Raw genomic sequence first — 14,114 nt, 5'->3', positions numbered from 1 at the left:
AAACTTCTTCAGAGAGCCGATGGTTGGTGCGAATCGGTAGTTATACCCTTTGAACTCATCCAAGAGCTACTCTCTGAACCATATAAGTAGGAGATGTCGGATTTCTTCCGTTATAAAAGATAGGTGGTGATCGCCGCCGAAAATGAGTGGGTTACTTTTGTATTATATTAACCAATTAGAGTGGTACCGCGAGCAATGCCTCGTCTCTATATTTTTATATAGAGGCGGGGCTTTTTTATATTTTATTAAATAAGGAGTGTTTCACATGTCAAGAAAAATTTGGGTATTTGATACAACATTAAGAGATGGAGAACAAGTTCCTGGTGCAAAATTGAATGTATATGAAAAATTGGAAGTCGCCAAGCAATTAAAGAAACTCAAAGTTGATATGATTGAAGCTGGATTTCCTTCGTCATCAACAGGTGATTTTAACGCGGTTAAAGAAATTGCTAAAAAGATAGGAAATACAGATGATGTTATAATTACTGCGTTAGCAAGAGCAGTGAAATCCGATATTGATGCTGTATATAATAGTGTGAAATATGCAGAAAATCCACTAATCCATATTGTATTAGGTACTTCGGATATTCATGTGGAAAAGAAATTTGGAAAATCCAAAAATCAAATATTAGATATCGGAGTGGATGCTGTGAAGTATGCGAAAACACTCCTACCAGAAGTGCAATATTCAACAGAGGATGCGTCTAGAGCTGATTTTGAATATTTATGGAAAACTATAGAGGCTGTTGTAAAAGCAGGAGCCACAATTATTAATATACCTGATACAGTTGGTTTTGCTGAACCTCAAGAGTTCGGTGAATTAATATACAAAATAAATGATCGCTTGAAGAATTTGAATGATAGTGTGCTTCTAAGTGTTCATTGCCACAATGATTTAGGAATGGCTACAGCTAATACATTGGCAGCAATTAAAAATGGTGCAGAAAAAGTAGAATGTACTATTAATGGAATTGGAGAACGTGCAGGAAATGCTTCATTAGAGGAAGTAGTTATGGCTGTTCATACACGTTCTGAGATATATCAAGCTTATACGAATATTAATACAAAGGAAATTATGAATACGTCGAGAATGGTAAGTGGATTCATGGGACTTGATGTACAAGTAAACAAAGCAATTACAGGGGAAAATGCTTTTGCACATTCTTCAGGTATTCACCAGGATGGATTAATCAAGTCAAGAAATACCTATGAAATAATTGATCCCGTCACGGTGGGTCTTGATGACATGGAGCTGATTCTAACAGCACGTTCTGGTCGCCATGCGGTTAAAACGGCTTTTGAAAAATTAGGTATGAATCAATTTTCAAATTCAGAGTTCGAGGAAATCTTTGTAGACTTTCTTGAATTAGCCGATGCGAAAAAAGAGGTATATAATCATGATCTATATGTATTGATTGAAAATTATTACAAAAAAGCAAAGGGGAATAATCAGGACATCAGCCATTACAGTAACAATTTTTATGAGTTAATAGATCTGCAAGTGATCAGTAATACAAAATTTCCTTCTGCTAGTGTGGAGTTAAAGAAGGCTGATCAAATCATAAAGGGAACTGCGATAGGTTCTGGTCCGATTGATGCTTTATATTCTGCAATTATGAATGTATGTGATTTAGAAATGAAGTTGATTCAATACGATATTAGAAGTGTTTCAAGGGGAAAAGAAGCATTAGGAAAAGTGAAAATTCAAGTTGAATTTAAAGGGGAAATATATATTGCCAAAGCATCAGATACAGACATTTTAAAAGCAAGTGCTTATGCGTATATTAATGCCATAAATAGTATTGTGGTCAATCATTTACTTCCAGTTAAGTAAAAACCTAACATGATTGAAAAGTTAGGAGCTTATCTATGAACGGAAGGGAAAATAGAGTACAACAAATATTTATTCCAGAAAGTTAACAATCTCCAGTAGAAGTTACAAATACAATAATTGTAAGAGAGAACAAAATTTCAAGTGAATTATTATCATTATACGATTCTAGAAAAAGAATTAATTATCGGTGCAATTGATGTAAGAAGAAATAATAGTGGATGTATATAGACAAAAATTGTATTGCTTCATCTAAACAAAAAAGTGCTGGTTTAGTTTGCAGTAAAGTTAATTTTATTTAAATGCGAGTAATTTTAAAATCAATTTTCTATTGAAAGAACTGTTAAAAAAGAATATTTTCACTTTAGAGAGCATTGGTACAATAAGAAATAATGCTCTACTTTTCTTTTTCTACACTAACTAGGCAGCAATCCTGTAATTAAAGGATGAAATAAGGTTAATTTGTGAAGATTATACTTAAACGAACGGGTGCTTTAGTTAAATAAGATTTCCAGAAAAAACATGAAAATCCACAAAGCACACATATTATAGCTGCATGACGTTACCCATTTTCATAATGCAATTTGGCGTTAGTGTATCTAGCAGCATGGTAGAATGCATATGAAAATTAAACGGAGAATATAAAAGATTAATAAAAGAGGTTACTGTTGCTTTACCCTCTAGTAAAAAGATAAAGACGCCAACTTTAAGGGACGTCTTTATTTTTAATTATGCCTTATCTAATACAAGCTCTAATTGCACAGTAAGGTCGTTCTCTGTTTCTAAGGCAACAGAGTGCGGATTTTCCATTCCAAAATCAGCAAATGTTACAACTGTAGTTCCAGATAAAAGTAGTTGCCCGTTTTGATACATTGCTTCTGAGTCAAATTGAACTTCCTTTTCGATGCCCTTTATAGTGATTGTTCCATCAATTGTTACTGGTACAACAGTACCTTCTGTCCAGCTTGTTGGCAATTCTGAAATGGTGCTTGTCGCAAATGATGCCTCTGGATACTCGGTAACATTTAAGTACTCAGCGCCTTCTTTGACATGGTCATCTCTTTGGGTATTTCCTGAATCCAATGCATTCATATTGACAATTCCTTCACCAGACATTGCAGTTGAATCATTGATATCAACCGTCCAGTTGCCGGTTACATCTTCATTGACAAAGTTAACTGTTTCTTGTGATGTTGTAACAGACCAATAGACACTTGAATCGTCAGCAACTTGCCAATCACCGTTTAAATCTTCTGTAGAAACAGGTGCTGTATCAGAGTCTGCACTTGCTTCAGATGAGTCAGCTTCCTCATTTTTATCTAATACAGAGCTTATCTCCACATTATTTCCCATATAGCTGTTAAGTAATGTGTAGCCTCCAATACCAAGTATAAGAACAGCAACTGCTGCTATTGAAATAATATATTTTTTCTTCACATTATTTTCTCCTTTATTATTAAATAGTTGAATTTTGATCGATATATTAGTTACTCCCAAAAGACTTTGCATACTATATTTAACACTTAATCATTTTGAGTAAGTCCTGAAAGTAATTGTATTAACTGGGCCTCCTCTTCTTTCTGTTCATTTGTTAAGACTATCTTATAAATCGAACCTTAAATGAATCTTAAATGGAAGAATGAATAAAGAATATATTTATTATTCCGTTTGAGAAGTGTTAAGATTATCCTCATGGAATACGTTTCGGATTTAAATTAATCTTGGTAAGGGGAAGTAGGATGAGAATCTTAATTGTCGAGGATGAAGTAGGACTTGCTGAAGCGTTAGCGCAAATTCTGAATAAAAATAATTATTATGTGGACATAGTGCACGATGGAGAAACAGGGCTGGATTATATCCTTACTGGCATTTACGATTTAATCCTGCTTGATATTATGCTGCCTGAACTAGATGGAATAACGGTATTGAGAACGATTCGAGATAAGGCAATTGCAACTCCTGTTGTAATGCTATCAGCAAAAGGCGAAGTTCCTGATAAAGTTTCAGGACTTGATAATGGGGCAGATGATTACATCGCAAAACCGTTTGCTACTGATGAACTTTTGGCAAGAATAAGAGCGGCACTAAGGCGCAATAATGAAGTAGTTCCAGAGGATTCCTTGAAATTTGGAGATTTGGAGTTAAATATGTCTACTCTTATGTTAATGTGTAAAACCAAAGATCTGAAGTTAATTTTAAAAGAAGGCAAGTTATTAGAGCTGCTATTGATTAGAAAAAATACAGTAACATCGAAAGAGCAAATCATTGAAAAATTATGGGGGCTAGATTCAGATGTTGAACACAATAATGTGGAAGTATATATTTCTTTTCTACGAAAAAAGCTGGCTTTTCTAGATTCTGTTGTTCAAATAAAAACAATAAGAGGGATAGGGTATATTTTGGAGGTGGCATCAGATGTTCACTAAATTACGTAATCGCTTCTTAATTGTTAATATGGCAACGATTATTTTTATCATGTTAGTCGCTTTTATCTCAATCTATATTATTACATGTCAAAAAGTAATAATTGATATAAACATAAATCTTGAAATGGTATCTGATTATTATCATAAAAAAAAGGCCAGCAATGATGATAAGTCACCTCCACCTCAAGGGGATCAAACTGGTTATTCAAAGGATGAACTCTTACCGTGCTTTGAGCTGAAGACAGATAATCAGTGGAATATTCTTTCTGTACAATCAAAATTAGATTTGGAAAATCAATTCTATGAAAAAATCATAAATAAAATAGCATCAAGGAACTCTTCTAATGGTCGCTTAAAACTAAATGAGATTAGTTGGGCTTATAAAGTGGAGAAAAACCAGTCAGGTTTTTCAGTCTATGCCCTTGATGTTACTTCTGAGTTAAAAGTGGTGAACAATTTAATATACACCTTTATTCTCGTTGGTATTATGATGCTAATTATCATCTTTATTGTAAATAGATTCTTGGCTAACAGGTATATTGCGCCAGTCAAGGAAGCGTTTGATAAGCAAAAGCAATTTATTTCCGATGCTTCTCATGAACTAAAAACACCATTATCTGTTATTCATACAAATGCAGATGTATTATTGAGCAATCAGGAAGATTTGATTGCAACTCAATTAAAGTGGATACATCATATTAAGACAGAGACAGAAAGAATGAAGTTACTCACCAATGACCTGCTTTACCTGGCAGAAATGGATGATAAACGCTCTGATATAGTCTTTGCACCATTAAATATAAGCAAAGTAGTCGAAAGTGTCATTCTGACAATGGAGGGTGTTATCTTTGAAAGGGAAGTCAATCTTGAGTACCATCTTGAACCTGACTTAAACACTTTTGGAAATGTGGAGCAAATGAAGCAACTAGTAATGATTTTATTAGATAATGCGATAAAATACACCAATCATCAAGGCTTAATTACTGTAGATTTAAGAAAACGACATCATGAAATATTGCTGGAGGTAACAAACACAGGAGAAGGGATTACATCAGAGCATTTAGAAAAAATATTCGACAGATTCTATCGTAATGATCCTTCTCGTACGCGGAAAAATGGTGGGAATGGGCTTGGTTTAGCTATTGCTAAATCTATTGTAGAGAAACATAAAGGGAAGATATCGGTGAAAAGTGTTCCTGGTGGTAATACTACTTTTATAGTGAGGCTAAGTTAAAAAGGAGGAGCAAATTAATTGCTCCTCCTTTTCCAATTTAATTTCACCGAGATAACAATCCCTTCTTCGCTGATTGCTTCCACAGCAAAAATAGAAAATACGGTGCCCCAATCAAGGCAGTGACAATTCCTGCTGGAATTTCAACTGGAGGAATAAGTCCTCTGCCGATACAATCAGCAAATAACAGCATGATTGCTCCAATCAATGTGGCTGTTGGAATAAGATAATGATGAACAGTGCCAACTAGCTTTCTGGCAATATGAGGACTGATAAGTCCGACAAAACCAATCATTCCAGCGGCAGCAACACTTGCACCAGTCAACAGAACAGATAATCCCATTAATATGGCAGTTGCTGTTTCCGTTTTTATCCCTAAACCGATCGCTGATTCTTGTCCTAGTATGAAAATATCGAGCGTTTTTGCTAGAAAAAGTGTAATTGCTATTAAGATAACAGCCCAAGGAAGGATATCGATAACAGATTGCCATGTTCGGCCAAATAAGCTGCCGTTCAGCCAAAGCAAGGATGTCTGCAGGTTAGTATCCATTTTTAAAATAAAAAGCTCCACACATGAACCGCAAAATGCACTGACAGAAACACCTACTAAAGCTAATCGGGCAGGCTCGGTACCAGTACGTTGATAGGTTAATAGATATACAGCTGCTGCAGCAATAGTGCCGCCGATAAAAGCGGCAATGCCTGTCAGGGAGGGAGATGCTGCGGGAAACAGCAGGGTAAATCCGATGGCTCCAATGCTTGCTCCGCCTGTTATCCCTAATGTATCTGGTGCGGCTAATGGATTTCGTAAGATTGACTGAGCAATCACACCAGCAACTGCTAAGCATCCGCCAACAAGTAAGGCTAAGACAATTCGGGGCAGTCTGTAAAAAACAATAATGTATGTTTCGTTGTATTCTCCTAATCCGATCAAGGAAGAGATGACTCGCAGTGGCGGAATGGGCACTGCTCCCAGACCAATGTTAATAATAGCCAAGGTTATGAGGACTACACACAACCCCAACAGGATAAATAGCGGATGTCGTTTATAGTTCACATAATTCAACTCTTCTCTTTCATTTTTTTAATGCGGGACAGATACACAAAATATACAGAACCTAATAAGGCTGTTAAAATTCCAACTGGTGTCTCAGCAGGGAACATGATAAACCTCGATAGAATATCTGCGACAACAAGTAAACAGCCGCCATATAAAGCACTTAATGGAAGCACCCATTTATAATCTTGTCCAGCCAAGTAGCGAACAATATGGGGAATGATTAAGCCGACAAATCCAATCGGTCCGACAATCGAGACGGTTGCACCGGCGAGCAGTATAACTAGTATGCTGACATAAAGCTTGATTGCCATAATTCTTTGCCCTAAATTAATGGCCACTTCTTCTCCTAACAGCAATATGGACAGTGAGCGATGAGAGCAAAAGGCAAGCAAATAAACAAGCAAGCTGAGTGGAAGGAGAAGATAGACATCGTCCCAGGCAGATCCTGCTGTCATGCCAGCCAGCCAAATAAGGATTGTTTTAATTGATTCTTCGTTAAATATTAAGATTGATTGAGTTGCAGAAGAAAAAAACGCTTGAATGGCTATGCCGACGAGTGAAATGCTGACAGCAATATTTCCTCCACGAAATACAACACTCATGATAAAAATAAGCAAGGCGGCGATAGTAGCGCCAACAAATCCTGTAATAATGAGCCAATAGCCAGTAATAGCTGGAAAGAATACTAAACAGGATACTACTGTTAAAGAGGCTCCGGCATTAATGCCAAGTACACTTGGCGAAGCGAGGGGATTGCGCATTAATGCTTGGATCAATGCCCCGGCAACAGCTAGATTTGCTCCAGTAATAATAGTAATAAGTAGTCTTGGCATTCTAACATCCTGAAGTATGATTGCTGACTCTGATTCCGATTTTGAAAATAAATCGGTTACTATTTGGGTGGATGTAAAGGAAAAGGCACCGATTTTTAAAGAAAAAAAACTAGATACTAGCAGAATTAATAGACCTGCTGCAAATACAAATGGTAGATTAAAACGGTAAGCTATAGAATTTCACCTCCAAAAAAAGAGAACGACTATAAAGTCATTCTGCATTTTCTGTTTTCATATTTTGTAAAATTTCGGTAAGTTTCTCTTTATTATCTTCAATAGCTAACAGTGTTCTCCTACGGGACCAGTCATTATGGCCAACCTCATAAACTTGTTTGCTGCTGACAGCGGTAAGCTTATTCCACAAAGGATCATCTTTTAATGTTTTCAAAACAGAAGGCGCATCCTCCGTTACGGTTACAATTAATGTATCCGGATTGATTTTAAGAAGCTGTTCTATTGTTAGCTCTTGAGTAGTTGCAGTATCATCCTCTAGTGCATAATTAACACCGAGTCTAATTAAGAAACCAGGTGTAAAAGCAGAGGAAGTCGATACACTGAATATATTTCCTTCACTGTATCCTGCTTGTAATACTGTATTATCTGTTACCGGCAGCTTAGACTTCAGTTCCTCTATTGATTGATTATGCTGTGTAATCAATTTATCTGCTTCAGACGGTTTATTTAATACTTCACCTAGCTTTTTTGTAGTTTCTACAACTGTTTCATAGTTTGCTGCATCGTCTTTAAATGCAACTGTCGGCGCTATTTTTTGCAGTTCCTCATAGATGCTTTCATGACGGTCAACATCAGCAATAATCAGATCAGGATTAAGACTTCTAATTACTTCTAAATTTGGCTGAGCACGTGTACCTACTGATGTGTATCCATCGATTAATTTCATTGTATCTTCAGCAATTCTTTCCGGCTTATCATCATCTGCAACACCGATGGGGATCACGCCAAGAGCAGCGGCCGTCTCAGTTAAGCCAAGTTCCAATGTAACAACTCGCTCTATTTTATTAGGAACTTCTGCAGTTCCAAGTTCATGTGTCACAGAGTGTGTAGCAATATTTTCAGTATTTGTATTTTCTTGACCTGCTGAGCATCCTGCAAGGAATAAAGAAAACAGTGCAGCAACAAGTACAATGTTTGATTTAATAGATGTTATGTACATTTTTCCCCTCTTTTTTTATATTTTTATTATATTGAGAATGATAATCATTATATACTAGTTTGTCAATTTAATATTTTAATTTTCTTTTAATTAAAGCAAATAGTCTTTTAATGAAGCAGAGAATAAATAAACAAAGTAGCATTTTTGATAATGAATTAGTAAATTTTAATGTTTGGAAAACCTGCATAACATATCTATATTAGAGCGGTTGACATTACCAGATTTGAAAGACAAAAGTTAACTATTTCGTGCAATATTTAAATAGGACAGTTTTAAGAGTTCTATAGAACATATTGTAATATCCTATTGTTACAATCATGTATGCTTCAGCAGCTTCACATTCTTATGCGCTGTTAAAGGAGTCGCCTATTATTCGTTAATAGGTCTCTCATTATTTTGGATTTCGATTACATTTTACTATGTCATATCTTATGGAGTAAAATACAAGATAATTGCATGTGGCAATAGAGGAGGAAATATGGGGTTAACAATTAGTGAAGTTGCTGAGAAAACAGGTATAGCTCCACATACATTACGTTTTTATGAAAAGGAAGGGCTTGTTCCTACTGTTAATAGAGATCATAATGGCATTCGAATCTATGAGGAGTATCATTTGGAATGGTTAAGCTTTATGGTTTGTTTACGTTCAACGAATATGCCGTTGAGTGAAATGAAGAAATACGTTGAGTTAACGCAATATGGTAAAGAATCTATTAGTGAAAGAAAAGAAATGATGCTTAAACATAAGAAAAAAGTAGAAGAACAGCTGCAGGAAACTTATAGTTATCTTGAGAAAATAAATTATAAATTAGCTTTTTATGATATTCATGAAAAAGACTTGAAGATATTGCCACAATAAAGGACACCACATAAAGAGTAGTGCCCCCAAAAGATTTATAGACTAATATTTTTCATGTTTGTATCATCATATCGATTTCCATAGACAGTATTCTTGGGACTTATAGTGTCTAGACGCACTAAATCTTGAGGAGTCAACTCTACTTCTAGAGTTTCGACATTTTCCTCTAAGTATTTTTGACGCTTTGTCCCCGGAATCGGTAAGGCACCGTTTGCAATAGTCCAAGCAATAGCTAATTGAGAGGGTGTAACATTTTTTTTATGAGCCATTTTCAGAATTTCACTTACTAAATCAAGATTTTTTTGGAAGTTCTCTCCTTGGTCTAGGCATGAATCTGCGCAAATCATCATCACCAAAATCTTTAAAATTACTTATCTCTCCTGTTATAAAACCTCTGCTTAAAGGGCTGTAGGCTACATGTGTTATTCCTAATTCTCGTATAACAGGTAAAATTTCTTCCTCAATATCTCTGCTCCATAAAGAGTATTCTGTTTGTAAAGCCGAAATAGGATGTATGTTGTGTGCTCGTTTAATTGTTTCAACAGATGCTTCTGACAAACCAATTGCTCGGACTTTTCCGGCCTTCACTAAATCGGACATTGCACCGATTGTTTCCTCAATTGGAATATTTGGATCGACAAGATGTTGATAATAAAGGTCGATATAATCAATATTTAAGCGCAGCAGACTTTCGTCAACAGCTTTTTTAATGTAATCAGGATGACCCACAATATTTTCATAATTTATCGTATAAGCAAACTTGGTTGCAACAATTGCTTTATCTCGATTACCTTTCAAAGCTTTGCCGAGTAGACTTTCATTATGACCATTTCCATATACATCTGCAGTATCTAATAATGTCACGCCTAACTCCATAGCGCAAGAATTGTTTTAACGGATTCCTCATCATTTGTTTGTCCATAAATCCCTGGTGACATCCCCATTAAACCAAGTCCAATTGATGACACTTCCAAACTACTATTTCCAAGCTTTCTTACTTTCATAGTATCCACTCCTATAATAATATTTTGGTGCAATTTCATCATAAGAGTTAGAGTTCTCTTGAGGTCAAGCGAAATTTTTTATTAGACATTTATGCAGTTTTACCATTATTTTTTAATCAAACGTGCCTTTTTTGTGTAAAAGTACACACGGAGGTTGTGAGTTTCAGTTCTTTATAACTTAGAGTAGCTTTAAGGGGGTTAAAGAGATGCATGAAGGAAGAATTGTTATAATTAATCTAAGAAAAGTTGGCGTTTTTGGCAAATTGATTGTCGTCCCCTGCTAATTACAGAGAGACTTGATATAAGTAAAATGAAATAGCTATCCCGTTAACAATATAAGCTAAGCGTTAATGTGCTGATAGATAGAGAGGTGTAAAATGGCTACAAATACTCGTATTAGAATACCTGATGGACTATGGACAGGACTAAAACAACTTGAAATTAATGTGTATGATTTAGTTCGAAAAGCAAAAATGCCGTTGACTGTAATTACGGAATCAGTTGTCACTGTAGAACAATATTATGCATTATGGCAAGCATATTCCGATATTATCGGTGATATGGAGCTTGGAATGCTGCAGCTTCCGAAAGTGTTTGAAACAACGCAGTATCCCCCGTCCGTACTGGCAGCTTATCATGCCTGTGATTATCGGGATGCGCTTAAAAGAATGGAGCGCTACAAAGAAATGTGTCCTCCTGAAAAATTACGCATTGTGGAACAAGGTGCAAACTGTGTCATTGAAGTGGCATGGTTGGATACGGAGCAAGCTGGACCAGCACTGCTAGTTGGCACAACACTCGCGTTTTTACTTGAATTAGGACGACGAGGCACAGGGTATCCGATAAAAGCGAAATTAGTAGAATTTACACATGCATTTGGTCAAGTAGAGGCACTTGAAGAATACTTTGGCTGCTTTATCCACATCGGAGCAAAACGTAATAGACTGACATTGCATAGTGAAGATCTCGATCGCCATTTTACATCATACAACGCTGAATTACTGGAGATTTTAACACCAGTATTGGAGCAAACTTTGGATGAGCAGCGCAGCAGTCATTCCGTAACGGAGATAGTTAAGTGGATTTTGAAACGCAATTTAACAGGAGAACGCCTCGACATTCAAGACGTAGCAAGTGAGTTGGGCATGAGCGAACGTACTTTACAGCGGAGGCTTACTGATGAAAAAACAAGCTTTAAGGAATTGCTAAAGAAGGCTCGTCATGAACAGGCAAGACAGTATTTGGATAATCCTGCTCTAGACATTAAAGAAGTGGCTTTTCTCGTTGGGTATAAAGATCAGAGCTCATTTTATCGTGCCTTTCGCAGTTGGGAAGGTGAAACTCCTTTAAATTGGCGTGCTGAACATGCACTTATAAACGAACTACAAAGATAACCAACTTAAAGGAGAAATGTATCATGGAAATGGAATTATTAAATAAAACAGCTTTAGTTACAGGCTCAACAAAAGGAATCGGTAAAGCAATCGCAAAAGAACTCGCGAAAGAAGGAGCAAATGTCCTCATAAATGGGCGTAATTATGAGGAGGTAGAGCGGACTGTACAGGAAATCAAATCAGAATTCCCGCTAACGTCCCCTCAAAATGCAGCTGCGGATATTGTCGATGCTCAACAAAGAGAGGAACTATTTAAAAAGTACCCCAATGTAGATATATTAGTTAACAATATGGGGATTTACGAAATCATGCAATACAAAGATGTTACGGATGAAATCTGGCAAACGTATTTTGAAACGAATGTATTAGCCGCAAATGGATTATGTAAGCATTATCTTCCAAAAATGCTGGGAAGTAATGATGGTCGCATCATCTTTATTGCAAGTGAAGAGGCTGTGATGCCCTCTGGACAAATGCCCCAGTATTGCATGACAAAGTCGATGTTGCTGTCATTGGCAAAAAGCTTGTCTATTCTAGCAAAAGGAACAGAAGTTACAGTCAATACAATCATGCCTGGACCAACACTATCTGAAAATGTCCAAGTAATAATTGAGGGGATATACAGCGATGAAAACATGAAGTTTTCAGAAAAAGAAAAACAATTTATGGTCAATAATCTGCCACATTCTCAAATACAGCGATTTATCAGACCAATTGAAATAGGAAGACTTGCTACATTCTTGTGCAGTCCCTATGCATCTGCATTTAGGGGATCGCCAATCCGTATGGATGGGGGAATGGTTCCGACTATATTTTAAGCTATCTAGTTATATAAAGTCCTTCAGCTTTGTGATAGAAGAAATTTCTTGTAACCATTTTATATTGGGAAGGGATTTAATAGGCTTCTTTGAATAAATATATTTTATGTTAGAACATTTAAAATGTCTAAACTCTTGGAACATATGGAGTTTAGGCTTTTTTTATTTAGATTTAGTCTATAACTGTTAAAGCTTTCGTAGAGGATAGCGCAAACCTATGAAAAAGCATGGATAAATTGCAAAAAATCACAAGAAAAAATGTAGTGGATGAGTTAATCAAAAATGACGATAAACGTCCTTTTTTGAAGACATTTTAACAATTAACAGGTATTTTATAAAATGTATTTCAATAACTAATTAGTAATTTTCAATAATAATTTATTGTAAAACAATAAATTATGTGTTAAATTCATTTTGTAAATTCATTTAGTGGGGTGTTTTAATTGAAACGAGGGTCTACGTCTTTTTTAGAATTAGCTGTTTTTCTGTTGGGAATTCCTATTTTAGCTTTAGGGATTTTTGGTTTAACGTGGTTACCTACACATGCTGCAAATCCAGATTATGCGGAGGTTTTATATCCTATTGTTACGATCATGTATGCATCAGCTGCCCCTTATTTCTATGCGTTGTATCAGGCTTACCGACTTTTAAACTATATTGATAAGAACAAAGCGTTCTCTGAAGACTCAGTGAATGCGTTAAAGTGGATAAAACTATGTGCCATTGTCATAAGTTGCTTATATGTTTTTATGCTTCCATTTATTTTTTGTGTAGCACAGCTAGACGATGCTCCAGGCTTAGTGCTTATTGGTATGGTTCCTGTTTTTGCGTCAGTCGTTATTGCAGTGTTTGCTGCTGTCCTTCAAAAGCTTCTTAAGGACGCAATTGAACTAAAAGACGAAAATGAGCATACGATATGAGGTGGAAAATATGGCAATTGTAATTAATATAGATGTGATGCTAGCAAAACGAAAAATGAGTGTCACACAGCTTTCAGAGCAGGTCGGTATCACTATAGCAAACCTCTCTATCCTAAAAAACGGGAAAGCAAAAGCGGTGCGGATAGCTACATTAGCTGCAATTTGCAAGGCATTAGAGTGCCAGCCTGGAGACATTTTAGAGTACCGGCAAGATGATAATTAATTTATTTAACACAGAGGTGATAGTATGAAAGTTTTTGAGAAAACAGGGGGAGTACCTAGAAATGACAATCGCGAAAACCTTCCGTTAGGATTAGCAATTATCTTAGATGGATGTAGATTTTCTATCTTTAATATAGATGAAGAAAAAGATGTAATTACCTGTGTCTCACGAACACATGGATTTAGCTATTTGGGGTTTGAGGAGCTTGAGGAACTGTTAGAAGAGGGAAATGCATTTTTGGTAATGGATTAAAATTCAATTATAAGAAACAAAGCATTTGGAAAAAGATACTTACAGTTATTCAATAACTGGATTAGAAGATAGTATCTTTAATAAACGGA

At 35.9% G+C, this 14,114-nt stretch carries 13 protein-coding genes, 1 pseudogene and 1 other annotated feature (1 of these 15 running past the window's edge); of the genes and pseudogenes, 9 read left to right on the top strand and 5 right to left on the bottom strand.

Features of this window, described 5'->3' with window-relative positions; translation table 11 throughout:
• Positions 1-211, top strand: a binding site (T-box leader) (it extends 35 nt beyond the left edge of the window).
• A gap of 54 nt (positions 212-265) precedes the next feature.
• Positions 266-1,834 (top strand): 2-isopropylmalate synthase, encoded by a 1,569-nt coding sequence (locus CEQ21_RS05620; protein ID WP_185763635.1) that lies wholly within the window; start codon positions 266-268, stop codon positions 1,832-1,834.
• Between the two features lie 726 nt (positions 1,835-2,560).
• Here CEQ21_RS05620 and CEQ21_RS05615 read toward each other — a convergent pair.
• Positions 2,561-3,268, bottom strand: a complete 708-nt coding sequence (locus tag CEQ21_RS05615) for a YceI family protein (protein ID WP_235907177.1) — start codon at positions 3,266-3,268, stop codon at positions 2,561-2,563.
• A 302-nt stretch (positions 3,269-3,570) separates the two neighbouring features.
• Between CEQ21_RS05615 and CEQ21_RS05610 the strand changes: the two genes are divergently transcribed.
• Both CEQ21_RS05610 and CEQ21_RS05605 read left to right on the top strand, forming a co-directional pair.
• Positions 3,571-4,257 carry a response regulator transcription factor gene (locus CEQ21_RS05610; protein ID WP_185763633.1) on the top strand — a complete coding sequence of 229 codons (687 nt, stop codon included), beginning with the start codon at positions 3,571-3,573 and terminating at the stop codon, positions 4,255-4,257.
• Positions 4,247-5,491, top strand: coding sequence for a sensor histidine kinase (locus CEQ21_RS05605; protein ID WP_185763632.1), 1,245 nt, complete (start codon positions 4,247-4,249; stop codon positions 5,489-5,491). Before CEQ21_RS05610 ends, CEQ21_RS05605 begins: the two co-directional genes overlap by 11 nt.
• A 43-nt stretch (positions 5,492-5,534) precedes the next feature.
• Here the strand turns inward: CEQ21_RS05605 and CEQ21_RS05600 are convergent, their stop codons facing one another.
• The 3 genes from CEQ21_RS05600 to CEQ21_RS05590 form a co-directional block, all read right to left on the bottom strand.
• Complete coding sequence (locus tag CEQ21_RS05600) at positions 5,535-6,545, bottom strand: FecCD family ABC transporter permease (protein WP_235907176.1); 1,011 nt, start codon at positions 6,543-6,545, stop codon at positions 5,535-5,537.
• Between the two features lie 5 nt (positions 6,546-6,550).
• On the bottom strand, positions 6,551-7,504 hold the full coding sequence (locus CEQ21_RS05595; protein ID WP_268878982.1) for a FecCD family ABC transporter permease: 954 nt from the start codon (positions 7,502-7,504) through the stop codon (positions 6,551-6,553).
• Between the two features lie 88 nt (positions 7,505-7,592).
• Positions 7,593-8,555 (bottom strand): ABC transporter substrate-binding protein, encoded by a 963-nt coding sequence (locus CEQ21_RS05590; protein WP_185763631.1) that lies wholly within the window; start codon positions 8,553-8,555, stop codon positions 7,593-7,595.
• A 478-nt stretch (positions 8,556-9,033) separates the two neighbouring features.
• On the opposite strand from CEQ21_RS05590, the gene CEQ21_RS05585 reads away from it, so the two are divergent.
• Entirely contained in the window at positions 9,034-9,414 is a 381-nt protein-coding gene (locus CEQ21_RS05585; protein WP_185763630.1) for a MerR family transcriptional regulator, read from the top strand.
• A gap of 35 nt (positions 9,415-9,449) precedes the next feature.
• Here CEQ21_RS05585 and CEQ21_RS05580 read toward each other — a convergent pair.
• Positions 9,450-10,418: pseudogene (locus CEQ21_RS05580) on the bottom strand (aldo/keto reductase).
• 377 nt (positions 10,419-10,795) lie between these two features.
• On the opposite strand from CEQ21_RS05580, the gene CEQ21_RS05575 reads away from it, so the two are divergent.
• The 5 genes from CEQ21_RS05575 to CEQ21_RS05555 all read left to right on the top strand — a co-directional run bounded on the left by CEQ21_RS05575 (position 10,796) and on the right by CEQ21_RS05555 (position 14,025).
• Entirely contained in the window at positions 10,796-11,812 is a 1,017-nt protein-coding gene (locus tag CEQ21_RS05575; RefSeq protein WP_185763629.1) for an AraC family transcriptional regulator, read from the top strand.
• A gap of 23 nt (positions 11,813-11,835) precedes the next feature.
• Positions 11,836-12,630: an SDR family NAD(P)-dependent oxidoreductase gene (locus CEQ21_RS05570; RefSeq protein ID WP_185763628.1), complete on the top strand. Its 795-nt coding sequence runs from the start codon at positions 11,836-11,838 to the stop codon at positions 12,628-12,630.
• 443 nt (positions 12,631-13,073) lie between these two features.
• A complete protein-coding gene (locus tag CEQ21_RS05565) occupies positions 13,074-13,550 on the top strand; it encodes a DUF2975 domain-containing protein (protein ID WP_185763627.1) in 477 nt (158 codons plus the stop codon).
• A gap of 10 nt (positions 13,551-13,560) precedes the next feature.
• Positions 13,561-13,773 (top strand): helix-turn-helix domain-containing protein, encoded by a 213-nt coding sequence (locus tag CEQ21_RS05560; RefSeq protein WP_185763626.1) that lies wholly within the window; start codon positions 13,561-13,563, stop codon positions 13,771-13,773.
• Between the two features lie 24 nt (positions 13,774-13,797).
• A complete protein-coding gene (locus tag CEQ21_RS05555; protein ID WP_185763625.1) occupies positions 13,798-14,025 on the top strand; it encodes a hypothetical protein in 228 nt (75 codons plus the stop codon).
• Positions 14,026-14,114 lie beyond the last annotated feature (89 nt).

Source organism: Niallia circulans (assembly GCF_007273535.1).
Classification (GTDB): domain Bacteria; phylum Bacillota; class Bacilli; order Bacillales; family Cytobacillaceae; genus Niallia; species Niallia circulans_B.
The sequence above is the reverse complement of the archived record's forward strand: the minus strand, read 5'-3'. Positions and strand labels throughout refer to the sequence as shown.

Excerpts from the sequence above, each read along its gene's own strand:
- CEQ21_RS05560 (WP_185763626.1), top strand. The coding sequence starts at position 13,561 with ATGGCAATTGTAATTAATATAGATGTGATGCTAGCAAAACGAAAAATG.
- CEQ21_RS05555 (WP_185763625.1), top strand. The coding sequence starts at position 13,798 with ATGAAAGTTTTTGAGAAAACAGGGGGAGTACCTAGAAATGACAATCGC.
- CEQ21_RS05570 (WP_185763628.1), top strand. The coding sequence starts at position 11,836 with ATGGAAATGGAATTATTAAATAAAACAGCTTTAGTTACAGGCTCAACA.
- CEQ21_RS05585 (WP_185763630.1), top strand. The coding sequence starts at position 9,034 with ATGGGGTTAACAATTAGTGAAGTTGCTGAGAAAACAGGTATAGCTCCA.
- CEQ21_RS05575 (WP_185763629.1), top strand. The coding sequence starts at position 10,796 with ATGGCTACAAATACTCGTATTAGAATACCTGATGGACTATGGACAGGA.
- CEQ21_RS05590 (WP_185763631.1), bottom strand. The coding sequence starts at position 8,555 with ATGTACATAACATCTATTAAATCAAACATTGTACTTGTTGCTGCACTG.
- CEQ21_RS05610 (WP_185763633.1), top strand. The coding sequence starts at position 3,571 with ATGAGAATCTTAATTGTCGAGGATGAAGTAGGACTTGCTGAAGCGTTA.
- CEQ21_RS05620 (WP_185763635.1), top strand. The coding sequence starts at position 266 with ATGTCAAGAAAAATTTGGGTATTTGATACAACATTAAGAGATGGAGAA.
- CEQ21_RS05605 (WP_185763632.1), top strand. The coding sequence starts at position 4,247 with ATGTTCACTAAATTACGTAATCGCTTCTTAATTGTTAATATGGCAACG.